We start from the raw sequence: 15412 nt of genomic DNA, 5'->3' as shown, positions 1-15412 counted from the left end.
CGACGCGCCGTCACGCTTTTGGGGCAACAGGAGCCGCGACCATGACCGATATCAACGACCAGATCACTGAAGAGATCACCGAAACCAAGGGCAGCTACAGCTACCGTGCCGAGGGTGCCGTGGCCGAGATGACCTATTCCCGTGCCGGGGAACATCTGATCATCATCGACCACACCGACGTGCCGGAGGCCTTTCGCGGTCAGGGCGTCGGTGTGGCGCTGGTCACGCGAGCGGTGACTGACGCCCGCACACGCGGCCACAAGATCCTGCCGCTCTGTCCGTTCGCCGCCGCGCAGTTTCGCCGCCATGCGGAATGGGGCGATGTGCTGAACCGCTGATCGCTGAAGGCAAGCTTCCGATCCGAGCGATCCTCCTGCACCGCTGGCTGGGGGCAGGGGGGCGGCATCAGAATGTCCCTCGGTTGTAGAGTCGCTCAAATCCGGCCTTTGGACCTTGGAAAGAGGTGCGATTCTTTGGCAAAATCTCCCGAAATCCAACGCCCCAGTGGCGGTCTTTGGAAAAATGCCCGCCGCAGGTGTCGCTGTGTCGGGTGCAGCTTGCCGTGAGGATATTTCGATACATATCAGATCGCCCGCGCAAAACCGGTGAAATTCGGACCTCAAGGACCGTCCACCGATCCGCGTCAGAGGTCTGGAATTCCTGACTTATCCGCCCTCAGAACGGCATTCTGACTGGCCCTGAGGCCGAAAACGGGCTACACTAGTTGCCAGACCCCGAAAAGGGGCTCCCCTTAAAGGGGTACAATGAGGCATCAGGCGGAAAACAATGACTGAGATGGTGTATGGCGCCATCCCTGTGAGGGATGGCGAGCCGGTAATTCCCAAGTGGTGGCGCACGATCGACAAGCTGACGCTGAGCTGTATCCTCGGATTGTTCGGGGTAGGGCTGTTGCTGGGCTTTGCTGCCTCTCCGCCTCTGGCCGAGCGGAACAACCTTCCCCCCTTCTACTACGTGCAGCGTCAGGCCTTTTTCGGCATTCTGGCGATGGCGGCCATGATGGCCAGTTCGATGATGACGCCCCATATGGTGCGTCGTCTCGCGGTGATCGGCTTTATCGGCACCTTCATCTCTCTGGCGTTGCTGCCGGTGCTGGGCACCGATTTCGGCAAGGGGGCCATCCGCTGGTATTCGCTGGGCTTTGCCTCGGTGCAGCCGTCGGAATTCCTCAAGCCCGTGTTCATCGTCGTCGCGGCCTGGATGATGGCCGCCGCGCAGGAGATCAACGGCCCCCCCGGGCGCATGCTGTCCTTTGTCCTCATGGGCACGATCGTGACCATGCTGGTGCTGCAGCCCGACTTCGGTCAGGCCAGTCTGGTGTTGTTTGGCTGGGGTGTGATGTACTTCGTGGCCGGTGCTCCGCTTGTGTTGCTGTCGGGGATCGCCGGTTTGGTGGTCCTGGGCGGCACGGTGGCCTACCAGAACTCCGAGCACTTCGCGCGCCGCATCGATGGCTTTCTCAGCCAGGACGTCGACCCGACCACGCAGCTTGGCTATGCCGCCAACGCTATTCGTGAGGGCGGCTTTTTCGGTGTCGGCATCGGCGAAGGTCAGGTCAAGATGAGCCTGCCGGACGCCCATACCGATTTCATCATCGCCGTCGCCGCCGAGGAATACGGGCTGGTGCTGGTGCTGATCATCATCGCGCTCTACGCCACCGTGGTGCTGCGCAGCTTTACCCGGCTGATGCGCGAACGCGATCCGTTCATCCGTCTGGCTGGCACCGGCCTTGCCGCGATCTTTGGCGTTCAGGCGATGATCAACATGGGCGTCGCTGTGCGCCTACTGCCGGCCAAGGGCATGACCTTGCCCTTCGTGTCCTATGGCGGCTCGTCGCTGATCGCGGGGGGCATTGCCGTCGGCATGCTGCTGGCCTTCACCCGCACCCGTCCGCAGGGCGAGATCGGAGACCTGCTCTCCGGTCGTGGCCGATAACCTCAGGCGGGCAGAGACAATGAATTTTGATGCACCTCTCCTGATCATCGCAGCCGGGGGGACCGGCGGGCATATGTTCCCCGCTCAGGCCCTGGCCGAGGCGATGCTGGCCCGTGGCTGGCGCGTGAAACTGTCGACGGATGCGCGCGGCGCACGCTACGCTGGCGGCTTTCCGAAGGAGGTCGAAGTCGAGCAGATCTCCTCTGCCACCTTCGCGCGCGGCGGGCTGGTCGCCAAGGCCATGGTGCCGCTGCGCATCGCGGCGGGTGTGGTTGGCGCGGTGTTCCGAATGATGCGCGACCGCCCCTCTGTGGTGGTCGGCTTTGGCGGATATCCGGCGATTCCCGCGATGGCCGCAGCCTATGTGCTGAAGAAACCTCGCATGATCCATGAACAGAACGGCGTGTTGGGGCGTGTCAATCAGGTCTTTGCGACGCGTGTCAATCGCGTCGCCTGTGGCACCTGGCCCACGACCCTCCCGAACGGCGTCGAGGGCGTTCACACCGGCAATCCGGTCCGCTCAGCGGTGCGCGAACGCGCCGGGGCGGCCTATATCTCGCCCGGTGATTACCCGATGTCGGTTCTGGTGATGGGCGGCTCGCAGGGCGCGCGTATCCTGTCGGATGTGGTGCCCGCCGCAATGGCCGCGCTGCCGCTGGAGCGGTTGCACAACATCCGTGTCAGCCATCAGGCCCGCCCCGAAGATATCGACCGCGTGGCGACCTTTTATGCCGAAAACGGCATCGATGCCGATGTCGAACCCTTCTTTCATGATGTCCCCCGCCGCATGTCGGAAGCGCAGCTGGTGATTACGCGCTCCGGGGCGTCCTCGATCGCGGATCTGTCGGTGATCGGGCGTCCGGCCATTCTGGTGCCCTTCGCCGCTGCGGCAGCTGACCATCAAAGCGCCAACGCGCGTGGTTTGGTCGACGTGGGGGCCGCGATCATGATCCCCGAAACCAAGATGACACCGGATACTCTGGCCGCCCAGATTTCGCTGGTGCTGGACAATCCCGAAGGCGCCGAGGCCATGGCCCGCGCCGCCCTGTCGGTGGGCAAGCCCGAAGCGGCCGAGACCCTTGCCGACATGGTCGAAACTCTGACGCGTGATGCCCGCTCGGGCCGCGCACAGAAAGGACATTGATGTGAACGCCGCAACAAAACTGCCCGGAGACGTCGGCCCCATTCATTTCGTCGGCATCGGCGGTATCGGCATGTCCGGCATCGCCGAGGTACTGCTGAACCATGGCTACACCGTGCAGGGCAGTGACCTGAAGCGCTCCAAGATCACCGAACGGCTGGAAAGCCTCGGCGCGCTGGTGTTCGAGGGGCAGAGCGCCGACAACCTTGAAAACGCTCAGGTTGTCGTGATTTCCTCGGCCATCAAGACCGGCAACGCCGAGCTGGACGAGGCCCGCAAGCGCGGTCTTCCCGTGGTGCGCCGTGCCGAGATGCTGGCGGAGCTGATGCGCCTGAAGTCCAACGTCGCCGTCGCCGGAACCCATGGCAAGACCACGACCACAACGATGGTCGCGACCCTGCTCGACGCCGGCAATCTGGACCCGACCGTCATCAATGGCGGCGTCATCCATGCCTATGGCTCGAACGCGCGCGTCGGCTTGGGCGAATGGATGGTCGTTGAGGCAGATGAGAGCGACGGCACCTTCAACCGTCTTCCCGCCACCATCGCCATCGTCACCAATATCGACCCCGAGCATATGGACCACTGGGGCGATTTCGACGCCCTGCGCAAAGGTTTCCTCGACTTCGTGTCGAATATTCCCTTTTACGGGATCGCGGTCTGCTGCACCGACCACCCCGAAGTGCAGAGCCTTGTCGGCAAGATCACTGATCGCCGCGTCGTCACATATGGCTTCAATGCGCAGGCCGATATTCGTGCGGTCAACCTGACCTACAAGGCGGGCGTGGCGCATTTCGACATCCTGCTGCAGGCCGAGGGGCTGCGGATCGACAATTGCACCCTGCCGATGCCCGGCGATCACAACGTCTCGAACGCGCTCTCGGCGGTTGCCGTGGCGCGCCATCTCGGCATGAAGGCTGAGGAGATCCGCGGCGCTCTGGCGGGCTTTGCAGGCGTCAACCGTCGCTTTACCCGCGTTGGCGTGGTGAACGGCGTCTCGATCATCGACGACTACGGCCATCACCCGGTCGAGATTGCCGCCGTGCTGAAAGCTGCGCGTCAGGCGACCGAGGGCCGGGTCATTGCCGTTCACCAACCGCATCGCTATTCGCGCCTGCATTCTCTGTTTGATGACTTCTGCGCCTGCTTCAACGAGGCCGATGTGGTCGCCATCGCCGAGGTCTATTCGGCGGGCGAGGACCCTATTCCCGGTGCCAGCCGTGATGATCTTGTAGCGGGGCTGATCCGCCATGGTCATCGTCATGCGCGGGCCATCACCTCCGAGGATGATCTGGTCCGGCTGGTCCGCGAACAGGCGCATCCCGGCGATATGGTGGTGTGCCTCGGGGCGGGGACCATCTCGGCCTGGGCGAACCGGTTGCCGGAGCTTCTGGCCGAAACAGTCTAAAACCGGCCCGTAACAAGACCTTCACGAGCGCACGTGTGGCGGCAGACAAGTTCTGCCGCCCGGCTTCGTGGTGTGCAACTAAAGATTGATTGCGCAACCTCACCACACACGGATAACAGGAATTATTTTGAGTAAACTTCTGTAAACTTCCTTGTTCTGGTAGGGGGTTGGCACTACTTTTGTAAAACGGCAACAGATGATAAAAAACATGGAGCAGACATGACAGATCGCTTGCGCATATATGCCTGTGTACTTCCGGGGTGCTGGGCACCACGTGAGCTCTGTACCGCGATTTCTCGGTCGGAGGGGCTGGGATGATCAGTGAATCGATCTCTCTCGTGCTGATCTGGGGTCTTGCGGCGAATATCGCGGCGATGCTGCCACGCCAGCGCAATGACTGGACGCCCGCCTATATCCTGATCGCTGTCGGCATCCCTATCCTTGGTTTTGTTACCATGCAGCACGGTCCCTGGGCTGGTCTGATCGTCCTGCTGGCCGGGATGGCGGCGTTGCGCTGGCCCATCGTTGATCTGGGCCGCTGGCTGCGCCGCCGCGTCGACTGAGGCGGTGCGATCACCTTGCGGGGCCGTTCGGGCATTGGTACTGAACCTCACCGCACAGGAGAGACCATGCCACGCCCCGACGAAATTGCCATCAAGGGTCGCCTGACCGCCGAACGTGCCCTGTCCGATCTGACATGGCTGCGGGTCGGAGGCCCTGCGGATTGGCTGTTCCAGCCCGCCGACGTCGCTGACCTCGCCCATTTTCTGAGCAATCTTGACGATGATATTCCTGTCTTTGCCATGGGGGTCGGGTCGAACCTGATTGTCCGCGACGGCGGGCTGCGGGGTGTCGTGATCCGGCTTGGCCGGGGCTTCAACGCAATAGAGGTGGCGGACGGTCGCGTGACCGCAGGCGCGGCGGCGCTGGATTCCCATGTCGCGCGCAAGGCCGCTGAGGGCGGTGTTGATCTCACCTTCCTGCGGACCATTCCCGGCTCGGTCGGCGGCGCTCTGCGGATGAACGCCGGGTGCTACGGCACTTACACGGCGGACGTCTTTGTCAGCGCGACGGCCGTCAGCCGTGATGGCCGGATCGTGACGCTCAGCGCCGAGGATCTGAACTTTCAGTACCGCCAGAGCGATCTGCCCGAAGGTTGGGTGCTGGTCGAGGCGGTCTTGCAGGGCCCGGCAGGCGACCCTGCGGCTCTCTCCGCGCGGATGCAGCAGCAGCTGACCCGGCGCGATGAAACCCAGCCTACGAAAGAGCGCAGTGCGGGCTCGACTTTTCGCAATCCGGCTGGATTTTCCTCAACCGGGCGCGCGGACGATGTGCACGATCTCAAGGCTTGGGCGGTCATCGACGCGGCGGGGATGCGCGGCGCGCGCGTCGGTGGCGCGCAGATGAGCGAGAAACATTCCAACTTTCTGATCAATGCCGATGGCGCTTCGGCGGCGGATTTGGAAACCTTGGGCGAGGAAGTCCGAAAAAAGGTTTTTAAATCGCAGGGAATACAGCTAGAGTGGGAAATCATGCGAATAGGCGATCCCGCGCCCCGGTAGGCGCCGGATAACCCCTCGCAAACGATCAATAAATACGGGGCCGCAACAGGCCCGAAAGCAGTCATAAGGCGCCACAAAGGCGCCAATTTAAAGCGGATTGTATAAATCCGGAGGCGAACAAGGGCCGCAAAGGCCTGGGACATTGAGGCACAACGTGGGTTTGTCGAGCAGGGCAACCCCGAAAGTGGTGGTACTGAAGGGCGGACCCTCGGCTGAGCGCGAGGTGTCTTTGTCTTCTGGGCGAGAATGCGCCGCCGCTTTACGGGAAGAGGGCTTTGAAGTGGTCGAGCTGGACGCAGGTCCGGATCTCGCTGCACGCCTTGGTGAGATCTCTCCGGATGTGGTTTTCAACGCGCTTCATGGTCGCTGGGGCGAGGATGGCTGCGTTCAGGGTCTGCTCGAATGGTTGCGGATTCCCTACACACACTCCGGCGTTCTGGCCTCGGCTCTGGCGATGGACAAGGAAAAGACCAAGGCCGCCTACGTCGCGGCAGGTCTGCCGGTCGCCCTCAGCCTGCTGGCCCACAAGTCCGACATCCGCGCCGCGCACCCGATGGCCCCGCCCTATGTCGTGAAGCCCTATAACGAGGGCTCCTCGGTCGGTGTCTATATCGTGCCTGAGGGGGCCAACAGCCCGCCGCAGATTGCCGACAACATGCCCGAGACGCTGATGGTCGAGCAGTTCATTCCCGGTCGGGAGTTGACCGTCTCGGTGCTCGGCGATCGTGCGCTGGCCGTGACCGAGATCATGACCTCTGGCTGGTACGACTATGCCGCGAAATATAACCCCGGCGGCTCAACCCACGTCTGCCCGGCCGAGATCCCGTCCGAGATAGAGGCGGCCTGCCTCGATTTCGCGCTGCGCGCCCATGCCGCGCTTGGCTGCCGTGGCCTGTCGCGCACCGACTTCCGCTGGGACGCCGACAAGGGCCTCGCGGGTCTGATCCTGCTGGAAACCAACACACAACCGGGCATGACGCCGACCTCGCTGTCGCCCGAACATGCGCAGGCCTGCGGCTATTCCTTCGGCGCCTTTTGCCGTTGGCTGGTGGAGGACGCCTCATGCGAGCGGTGAAATCCACCCGTCGCCCGGCCAAGCGCCGGGGCGAGCCGCGTCACGATCCGGCCCCCTCGCGCTGGTCCTGGCGGATGCAGCGGCTGATGCTGACGCCGACTTTCCGCGTGACGATCCGGGTGATCCTGCCACTGGCGCTCTGCGCCGGGGCGGCAGCGCTCTACGTCGGCAATACCGAGCGGCGCGAGATGGTCGTCGCCAAGGTCGAGGGCTGGAAACACGACTTCCAGAACCGCCCTCAGTTCATGGTGAACGCCATGGAGATTTCGGATGTCTCGCCTGAAACGGCGCAGAAAATCCGCGAGACCGCCCAGCTGAATTTGCCGCGCTCCTCCTTTGATCTGGATTTGCCGGCGCTCAAGGACACCTTGCAGACCTTGCCCTCGGTGGCCGAGGCCGCCTTGCAGGTGCGCAAGGGTGGGGTGCTGTTCGTCGGTGTGACGGAACGCATTCCCGTCGCGCTCTGGCACGGCCCCGATGGGGTTGAGCTGGTCGACCCGGTGGGCGCTGTGACTGGCACGCTTGCGTCGCGTCTGGATCGCCCGGATCTGCCGTTGCTGGCTGGTGTCGGTGCGCAGGCGGCGGTGCCGGAAGCGCTGGCGCTGCTGGCGGTGGCCGAGCCGGTGCGCGACCGCATTCGCGGGCTGGAGCGGATTGGCGCGCGCCGCTGGGATCTGGTGCTGGATCGCGGACAGCGGATCATGCTGCCCGAGGAACGCCCGGTGCCAGCGCTGGAGCGGGTGCTGGCATTGCATCAGGTGCAGGAATTGCTCGATCGGGATGTGACGGTGGTCGACATGCGTCTGGCCTCGCGCCCGACGGTACGGCTGTCCGACGGGGCTGCGGAAGATTGGCGAAAGATCAGGGACTTGGTCGCGGATACAGGAAGGTAAGGCATGGAGCTGTACGAATTCCAGCGGGCGATGCGCAACATGCGCAAGGCGGCGATGCAGCGCGGTGTCGTGGCGGTGCTCGACGTCGGCAGCAGCAAGATTGCCTGTCTGGTGCTGCGTTTTGACGGGGCAGGGCGCAAGGCAATGCCGGGCGATGGTGTTGGCTCTCTCGCAGGGCAGGCGGGGTTCCGGGTGATCGGGGCCGCGACGACCCGCTCGCGCGGTGTGCGCTTCGGCGAGGTCGAGTCGATGCCCGAGACCGAGCGCGCCATTCGCACGGCGCTGCAGGCCGCGCAAAAGATGGCCAAAGTGCGCGTTGACCATGTGATTGCCTGTTTTGCAGGCGCCGGTCCGCGCAGCTACGGTCTGACCGGGCGCGTCGATATCGAGGGGCAGCTGGTCTCGGATCAGGACGTCAGCCGCGTGCTGGCCGCCTGCGACATGCCCGATTACGGCGAGGGCCGCGAGGTTCTGCACGCCCAGCCGGTGAACTTCGCGCTCGACAACCGCTCGGGTCTGTCGGACCCGCGTGGCCAGATCGGCAGCTCTCTCGCGACCGACCTGCATATGCTGACGGTCGACGCGGCGGCAGTGCAGAACCTGGCCCATTGCGTCAAGCGCTGCGATCTTGAACTGGCGGGGATCGCCTCCTCGGCCTATGTCACCGGCATCTCCTGCCTCGTCGAGGATGAGCAGGAGCTGGGTGCGGCCTGCATCGACATGGGGGGCGGCGCGACGTCGCTGTCGATCTTCATGAAGAAACACATGATCTATGCCGACACGGTGCGCATGGGCGGCGATCACGTCACCAGCGATATTTCCATGGCGTTGCAGATCCCCATGGCCAATGCCGAACGGCTGAAGACCTTCTACGGCGGCGTCGTTGCCACCGGCATGGATGACCGCGAGCGCATCGAGATCGGCGGCGAGACCGGCGATTACGAGAAAGATCGCCGCACCGTCACCCGCGCCGAGCTGATCGGCATCATGCGCCCACGGGTCGAAGAAGTGCTGGAAGAGGTGCGCTATTGCCTCGACGCCGCCGGCTTTGAACATCTGCCCAATCAGCAGATCGTGCTGACCGGCGGCGCGAGCCAGATCCCCGGCCTCGACGGGCTGGCGTCGCGCATCCTCGGGCAGCAGGTGCGCCTTGGCCGCCCGCTGCGCGTGCACGGCCTGCCACAGGCGGCGACAGGACCCGGATTTGCCTCGGCTGTGGGCATGTGCCTCTTCGCGGCGCATCCCCAGGACGAGTGGTGGGACTTCGATTTGCCGCTGGATCGCTACCCGGCGCGGTCGTTGAAACGTGCGGTGCGCTGGTTCAAGGACAACTGGTAACCGCAATATGATGTGGTTTAGGCGAAATACCGCGAACACCTTCCCTGATTGGCCCATATTTGGTGGTTTTTCACGGATTATGGGGTGACGCGCGGGGCCAAAACCGGTAAACTTGTCGTTGATAGGCAGAAAAACACCCCGGAAAACCGGGACTCAACCAGGCGGACAAATCGATGACATTGAACCTCAGCGTTCCCGGTCAGGGAGAAGAGTTGAAGCCCCGTATTACCGTCTTCGGCGTCGGTGGCGCGGGCGGCAATGCCGTGAACAACATGATTGAAAAAGAGCTTGAGGGCGTCGATTTCGTCGTGGCGAACACGGACGCGCAAGCGCTTCAGCAAAGCCGGGCGCAAAGCCGCGTGCAGCTGGGTGTGAAAGTCACCGAAGGTCTGGGCGCTGGCGCCAAGCCCTCGGTCGGCGCTGCCGCTGCTGAGGAAAGCATCGAACAGATCGTGGACCATCTTGCGGGCGCACACATGTGCTTCATCACCGCGGGCATGGGCGGCGGCACCGGGACAGGTGCTGCTCCGATCATCGCACAAGCCGCGCGCGAATTGGGGGTTCTGACGGTCGGCGTCGTCACCAAGCCCTTCCAGTTCGAGGGCAACAAGCGGATGCGCCAAGCTGAAGAGGGCGTCGAAGCCCTTCAGAAGATGGTCGACACGCTGATCATCATTCCGAACCAGAACCTGTTCCGCCTCGCCAATGAAAAGACCACCTTCACGCAGGCCTTCTCGCTCGCGGATGATGTGCTGTACCAGGGTGTCAAAGGCGTCACCGACCTGATGGTGCGCCCCGGCCTGATCAACCTCGACTTTGCCGACGTGCGCGCCGTCATGGACGAGATGGGCAAGGCCATGATGGGCACCGGCGAAGCCGATGGCGAAACCCGCGCCATTCAGGCCGCCGAAAAAGCCATCGCCAACCCGCTGCTGGACGAGATTTCCCTGCGCGGTGCCCGTGGCGTGCTGATCAACATCACCGGCGGCCACGACCTGACGCTGTTCGAACTGGACGAAGCCGCAAACCGCATCCGCGAAGAAGTCGACCCGGACGCGAACATCATCGTCGGATCGACCCTGGACGAGAGCATGGAAGGGCGCATGCGCGTCTCCGTCGTCGCGACCGGCATCGACGCGACCGAGCACCTCGAAATCCCCGTGCCGCGCCGCAAGCTCTCCGAGCCGCTGAAACCTGCTGCCCGCGTTGAAGAAGACATCATCGCCGCGCCTGCCAGTGTCGCCGCCGCGACCCGCAACCAGCCCGCCTATGATGTCGACGAGGATGACGCCAACGCGCCGACCCTGTTCGAAGAGTATGAGGACGAGCAGTCCGGCAATGCGATGCCTGCAGCCTTTGGTACGCAAAAGCCCGCAGCGCGCCCGGTTCCGGTTCAGCACCGTCCGGTGTTTGACAGCGCGCCGCGTCAGCATTCTCAGCCCGCGCGTGGCGCCGATGATCTGCCGCCCCCCGCCTACAAGCCGCGCCCCGCAGCGTCGGGATCGCAGAACTATCAGGACGCAGGCGCACCCGACACCTTCGTGGCCCCGCAGCCGCGTCGCCCCGGTCAGCCCTCTCCCGAGGCTCTGGCGCGTCTTCAGGCCGCTGTTGGCCGCGCGCCACGTCCCGCGCCGCAGATCGCTCAGGCCGAGCCCGCCGCACCGCCGCGTCGCGCCGAGCAGGAGAAGTCGCGCTTCGGCATCAACTCGTTGATCAACCGCATGACCGGCTCGTCCGAGCCTGCCGAAGATCACCGCGCTCCGGCGCCGCAGCCGCGCCACCAGCCGGCCATGCGCACCCCGGAGCCGGCGCCGCGTATGGCACCGAAGTCGGCACCGCAAACCGCCGCTAAACCTGCGGCCGCGCCCAAGCGCGCCCCGCAAGCCAGCGAGCCGGAACAGGACCGGATCGAGATCCCGGCCTTCCTGCGGCGTCAGGCCAACTGATCACATTTGGTGCTGCACGATACGACGCAGCCCTGCAATATTTCGGAAAAGACCGCCTCAGGGCGGTCTTTTCACCTTAAAACACCCGATTATTTCAATTTCCTTCAGTGCCATGCGAGTTACCGCCCAGTGATTGGGGCGATGTTTCATTTCGTTGCAAAGAGTGAGTTGAGTACAGGGGGCCCAGCTTCTACCTAAGATCCAGTTAAAGATCGTTCAGCGATCGCAAGAATATCTGGGGTAGAACAGTGCAGAATACGATCAAAGCACCCGTCAGTTTTCATGGCACCGGATTGCACTCCGGTCGGTCTGTGTGCCTGACCATTCGCCCCGCCGCCGCCGATCACGGCATCTGGTTCCGGCGCAGCGACATTGCTCTCGGCGATGCTATGATCCCCGCCATCTGGGATGCGGTGGATCGTACCCCTCTGTGCACCCGTCTGGTGAATGCCGCAGGCGCTTCAGTTGCGACGGTCGAGCATGTGATGGCGGCGCTTTCCGGCTGCGGCATCAACAACGCCATTGTCGAGGTCGACGGCCCCGAAGTTCCGATCCTCGACGGTTCTGCCGCGCCCTTCGTGCGTGGCATCCTGGCGCGTGGCATTGCCGCACAGTCCGCGCCGAGCCGCGCCATCAAGATCCTGCGTCCCGTCGAAGTGTCCAGCGGCGCCGCCGTTGCGCGCCTCGTGCCGAATCCCGTGTTGGAAATCGCCTTTGAGATCGACTTCAGCGATGCTGCCATCGGTCACCAGTCCAAGTCGCTGGTGATGGAGAACGGCTCGTTCGTGCGCGAACTCTGCGACAGCCGCACCTTCTGCCGTCAGGCGGACGTCGATCTGATGCACGAAAAGGGCCTGGCTCTGGGTGGCACGCTCGACAACGCCGTTGTGGTGGATGGCGACCGTATCGTCACGCCGGGCGGCCTGCGCCACTCGGACGAACCCGTGCGCCACAAGATGCTGGACGCTCTGGGCGATCTGGCACTGGCCGGTGCGCCGATTCTGGGCCGCTACGAGGGCCTGCGCGCAGGTCACAGCCTGACAAACACGCTGCTGCGCGCCGTGTTCGCGAATCCGGCAAACTACCGCGTCGTGACCTGCAGCACCGCTCTGGCGGCACGTTTGCCGGGCGCAGGCGTCAGCCGCGAAGAAATCCCCGCAGTCGCCTGACAGGGTCGGTCCTGACGCATTCCCGCCGGTGTCGTCGTTATGGCGTTTTGCCCCGGAATTTTCTGTGCTAGGACCGTTGAGCGCGCGGGCTGTGAAGGCCCGGCGGAATGATGACGCTAAGGGGTGAGAGCACGCATGACAGGCGGCGGTTTCAAATTGAGGCTGGCGGGTGCGGTTCTGATGGCCGCCATGCTCGCCGGATGCGGTCAGCAGGCACCGGGAATCGACAACAGCAGCACCTCGATGGAAAGCTTCACAGCGGAGCAGATCTTCGAGCGCGGTGAATTCGAGATGGACCGGCGTCGCTATGCTGACGCGGCCAAGTACTTCTCGGAGATCGAGCGGCTGTATCCCTATTCAGAATGGGCCAAGCGCGCGTTGATAATGAACGCTTTTGCCCAGCACCGGGGCAAGAATTATGAGGAAAGCCGCGCCGCTGCGCAGCGTTTCCTCGATTTCTATCCGACGGACGAGGATGCCGCCTATGCGCAGTATCTCCTCGCGCTCTCCTATTATGACCAGATCGACGAGGTTGGCCGTGATCAGGGCCTGACCTTCCAGGCGCTTCAGGCGCTGCGTCAGGTGATCGAACGCTATCCCGACAGCGAATATGCCCGCTCGGCGATCCTGAAGTTCGACCTAGCCTTTGATCATCTGGCCGCCAAGGAAATGGAAGTGGGTCGCTACTATCTGCGCCGCGATCATTTCTCGGCTGCGATCAACCGATTCCGGGTCGTCGTCGAAGAATTCCAGACCACGTCGCATACGCCCGAGGCGCTGCATCGTCTGGTCGAGGCCTATCTTTCGCTGGGTCTGACTGACGAAGCGCAGACCGCGGGCGCGATCCTCGGCCATAACTTCCGGTCCTCGTCCTGGTACGAAGACAGCTACAAGCTGTTGACGGGCAAGGGTTTGAAGATGGAGGCCAAGGGCGACAGCTGGTTGTCGAGCATCTATCGCCAGACCCTACAGGGCAAATGGATGTGATCCGCGACGCGGGTGCAGCCGGTCTGCGCCCGCCCCACGGCGCCGAAGTGAACGGCCCCTCTCAGGAGTGATCCCGCGATGCTACGCGGTCTCGATATCCGTGACCTATTGATCATCGACCGGCTGGAATTGGATTTCCAGCCGGGTCTCAACGTGTTGACGGGTGAGACGGGCGCGGGCAAATCCATCCTGCTGGATTCGCTGGGTTTCGTGCTCGGCTGGCGGGGCAGGGCGGATCTGGTGCGCACCGGGGCCGCACAGGGCGAAGTCACCGCCTGGTTCGACCTTGAGGAGGGCCATGCCGCCCATGCCGTTCTGGCCGAGGCCGGTCTGCCCTCAAGCTCTGAACTGATCCTGCGCCGTATCAACACGGCTGAGGGGCGCAAGACCGCCTGGATCAACGACCGCCGTGCCTCTGGCGAAGTGCTGCGCAAGCTGTCGGAAACGCTGGTTGAGCTGCATGGTCAACATGACGACCGTGGCTTGCTCAACCCCTCTGGTCATCGCGCCATTCTGGATCAATTCGGCGTGCTCGGCCCGCAGCGTCAGGGCGTGCGCGAGGCGTGGCGCGCCAGTGTCACTGCCGCCAAGCAGCTTGATGCCGCCCGCGCCGCACTGGAACAGGCCGCCGCCGAAGAAGACTTCCTGCGCCACGCCGTTGCCGAGATCGACAAGCTCGCGCCCGAACCGGGGGAAGAGGCGCTGCTGGACACCAACCGCCGCCGTATGCAGGCGGCAGAGCGGGTGCGCGCCGATATTGCCCGTGCCCATGCCGTGCTCGGCAACGACGGGGCTGAAAGTGCCATGGGCGATGCCCTGCGCTGGCTGGAAGGTGCCGCAGAGGGCACCGAGGGCCGCCTTGACGCGCCGATCGCCGCCCTCGCGCGTGCGCTGGCCGAGCTGGACGAGGCCGCCGATGGCGTTGTGCGCTGCCTCGAAGCGCTCGACTTCGACCCCTTTGAGCTGGAAACCACAGAGGAGCGCCTGTTCGCCCTGCGCGCTCTTGCCCGCAAGCACGACATCCCGGCCTCCGATCTGTCGACGCTGGCCGATGACCTGCGCGCCCGCCTCACCGCCATCGACAGCGGTGCTGACCAGATCGCCGCACTTGAGCTTGAAGCCAAGGCGAAGGCTGCCGTCTATGACGAGGCCGCTGAGGCGCTGAGCGCCGCCCGCCGTGCCGCGGCCCTGCGTCTGGACGTCGCGGTCGAGGCGGAGCTCGCGCCCCTCAAGATGGACCGCGCCCGCTTCGAGACCCGCGTGACCCCCTCCGAACCCGGGCCCGATGGCCGGGACGAGGTATCCTTTACCGTGGCGACCAACCCCGGTGCGCCGGCCGGTCCGCTGGCCAAGATCGCCTCGGGTGGGGAGCTTAGCCGCTTTCTGCTGGCGCTCAAGGTCTGCCTCTCGGGCGATTCCGAAGGCATCACGATGATCTTTGACGAGATTGACCGTGGTGTCGGTGGCGCGACCGCCGATGCCGTAGGTCGGCGTCTGGCGGCATTGGCCGAAGGCGGGCAGGTTCTGGTTGTCACCCACTCGCCCCAGGTCGCCGCACGCGGCGCGCATCACTGGCAGGTCGCCAAGCGGGTCAGCAACAATGTTACGCTCTCGACGGTGACAGCGCTGTCGCCCGAAGACCGCGTGGACGAACTGGCGCGGATGATCTCTGGCGATGCCATCACCGAAGAAGCGCGCGCGGCTGCGCGTCGCCTGATCGAAGCGATCTGAGCGCGAGACACATTTCGCCCGAGCGACAAATGCCACGCCGCCGCGTCGCTTTTTCAATAGAAACTGATCACGCACATATGCTGTGAAAAAGCCCAAACCGTGCCACCCATGGGTGCAAACGGTCTGGGCTTTCAACCATGACACTTTTTACTGTGCTGACTATGACGGCGCGGGCAAAGAACGTCATACCCTAAATGGGGTAGATTTAT

13 protein-coding genes are annotated in these 15412 nt (G+C 63.9%); all 13 read left to right on the top strand.

What is annotated here, in order from left to right; genetic code table 11:
- Positions 1–41: 41 nt before the first annotated feature.
- On the top strand, positions 42–338 hold the full coding sequence (locus F3W81_RS07650; RefSeq protein ID WP_193083019.1) for a GNAT family N-acetyltransferase: 297 nt from the start codon (positions 42–44) through the stop codon (positions 336–338).
- A 448-nt stretch (positions 339–786) separates the two neighbouring features.
- On the top strand, positions 787–1953 hold the full coding sequence (gene ftsW, locus F3W81_RS07645) for a putative lipid II flippase FtsW (RefSeq protein WP_193083018.1): 1167 nt from the start codon (positions 787–789) through the stop codon (positions 1951–1953).
- A 19-nt stretch (positions 1954–1972) separates the two neighbouring features.
- Positions 1973–3097: an undecaprenyldiphospho-muramoylpentapeptide beta-N-acetylglucosaminyltransferase gene (murG, locus tag F3W81_RS07640; RefSeq protein ID WP_193083017.1), complete on the top strand. Its 1125-nt coding sequence runs from the start codon at positions 1973–1975 to the stop codon at positions 3095–3097.
- Position 3098: 1 nt separating this feature from the next.
- Positions 3099–4502, top strand: a complete 1404-nt coding sequence (murC, locus tag F3W81_RS07635; protein WP_193083016.1) for a UDP-N-acetylmuramate--L-alanine ligase — start codon at positions 3099–3101, stop codon at positions 4500–4502.
- Positions 4503–4819: 317 nt separating this feature from the next.
- Positions 4820–5065, top strand: a complete 246-nt coding sequence (locus F3W81_RS07630) for a DUF2484 family protein (RefSeq protein WP_193083707.1) — start codon at positions 4820–4822, stop codon at positions 5063–5065.
- 66 nt (positions 5066–5131) lie between these two features.
- Positions 5132–6064, top strand: coding sequence for a UDP-N-acetylmuramate dehydrogenase (gene murB, locus F3W81_RS07625; RefSeq protein ID WP_193083015.1), 933 nt, complete (start codon positions 5132–5134; stop codon positions 6062–6064).
- 154 nt (positions 6065–6218) lie between these two features.
- Positions 6219–7139 carry a D-alanine--D-alanine ligase gene (locus tag F3W81_RS07620; RefSeq protein WP_193083706.1) on the top strand — a complete coding sequence of 307 codons (921 nt, stop codon included), beginning with the start codon at positions 6219–6221 and terminating at the stop codon, positions 7137–7139.
- Positions 7127–8032, top strand: coding sequence for a cell division protein FtsQ/DivIB (locus F3W81_RS07615; protein ID WP_193083014.1), 906 nt, complete (start codon positions 7127–7129; stop codon positions 8030–8032). Before F3W81_RS07620 ends, F3W81_RS07615 begins: the two co-directional genes overlap by 13 nt.
- Positions 8033–8062: 30 nt before the next feature.
- Entirely contained in the window at positions 8063–9370 is a 1308-nt protein-coding gene (gene ftsA, locus F3W81_RS07610) for a cell division protein FtsA (protein ID WP_193083705.1), read from the top strand.
- Positions 9371–9543: 173 nt separating this feature from the next.
- Positions 9544–11316 (top strand): cell division protein FtsZ, encoded by a 1773-nt coding sequence (ftsZ, locus tag F3W81_RS07605; protein ID WP_193083013.1) that lies wholly within the window; start codon positions 9544–9546, stop codon positions 11314–11316.
- Positions 11317–11564: 248 nt separating this feature from the next.
- Positions 11565–12485, top strand: a complete 921-nt coding sequence (gene lpxC, locus F3W81_RS07600) for a UDP-3-O-acyl-N-acetylglucosamine deacetylase (protein ID WP_193083012.1) — start codon at positions 11565–11567, stop codon at positions 12483–12485.
- 135 nt (positions 12486–12620) lie between these two features.
- Positions 12621–13472 carry an outer membrane protein assembly factor BamD gene (locus F3W81_RS07595; protein WP_193083011.1) on the top strand — a complete coding sequence of 284 codons (852 nt, stop codon included), beginning with the start codon at positions 12621–12623 and terminating at the stop codon, positions 13470–13472.
- Between the two features lie 78 nt (positions 13473–13550).
- Complete coding sequence (gene recN, locus F3W81_RS07590; RefSeq protein WP_193083010.1) at positions 13551–15203, top strand: DNA repair protein RecN; 1653 nt, start codon at positions 13551–13553, stop codon at positions 15201–15203.
- The last annotated feature ends 209 nt before the right edge of the window (positions 15204–15412 follow it).

The organism is Pseudooceanicola spongiae (assembly GCF_014899185.1).
Taxonomy (GTDB): domain Bacteria; phylum Pseudomonadota; class Alphaproteobacteria; order Rhodobacterales; family Rhodobacteraceae; genus Pseudooceanicola; species Pseudooceanicola spongiae.
This window is presented reverse-complemented; position numbering and strand designations above follow the sequence as displayed.

Bases quoted from the DNA above. Each gene is read 5' to 3' on its own strand.
- F3W81_RS07650 (WP_193083019.1), top strand. From the start codon at position 42: ATGACCGATATCAACGACCAGATCACTGAAGAGATCACCGAAACCAAG.
- ftsW (WP_193083018.1), top strand. From the start codon at position 787: ATGACTGAGATGGTGTATGGCGCCATCCCTGTGAGGGATGGCGAGCCG.
- murG (WP_193083017.1), top strand. From the start codon at position 1,973: ATGAATTTTGATGCACCTCTCCTGATCATCGCAGCCGGGGGGACCGGC.
- murB (WP_193083015.1), top strand. From the start codon at position 5,132: ATGCCACGCCCCGACGAAATTGCCATCAAGGGTCGCCTGACCGCCGAA.
- F3W81_RS07615 (WP_193083014.1), top strand. From the start codon at position 7,127: ATGCGAGCGGTGAAATCCACCCGTCGCCCGGCCAAGCGCCGGGGCGAG.
- ftsA (WP_193083705.1), top strand. From the start codon at position 8,063: ATGCGCAACATGCGCAAGGCGGCGATGCAGCGCGGTGTCGTGGCGGTG.
- ftsZ (WP_193083013.1), top strand. From the start codon at position 9,544: ATGACATTGAACCTCAGCGTTCCCGGTCAGGGAGAAGAGTTGAAGCCC.
- F3W81_RS07595 (WP_193083011.1), top strand. From the start codon at position 12,621: ATGACAGGCGGCGGTTTCAAATTGAGGCTGGCGGGTGCGGTTCTGATG.
- recN (WP_193083010.1), top strand. From the start codon at position 13,551: ATGCTACGCGGTCTCGATATCCGTGACCTATTGATCATCGACCGGCTG.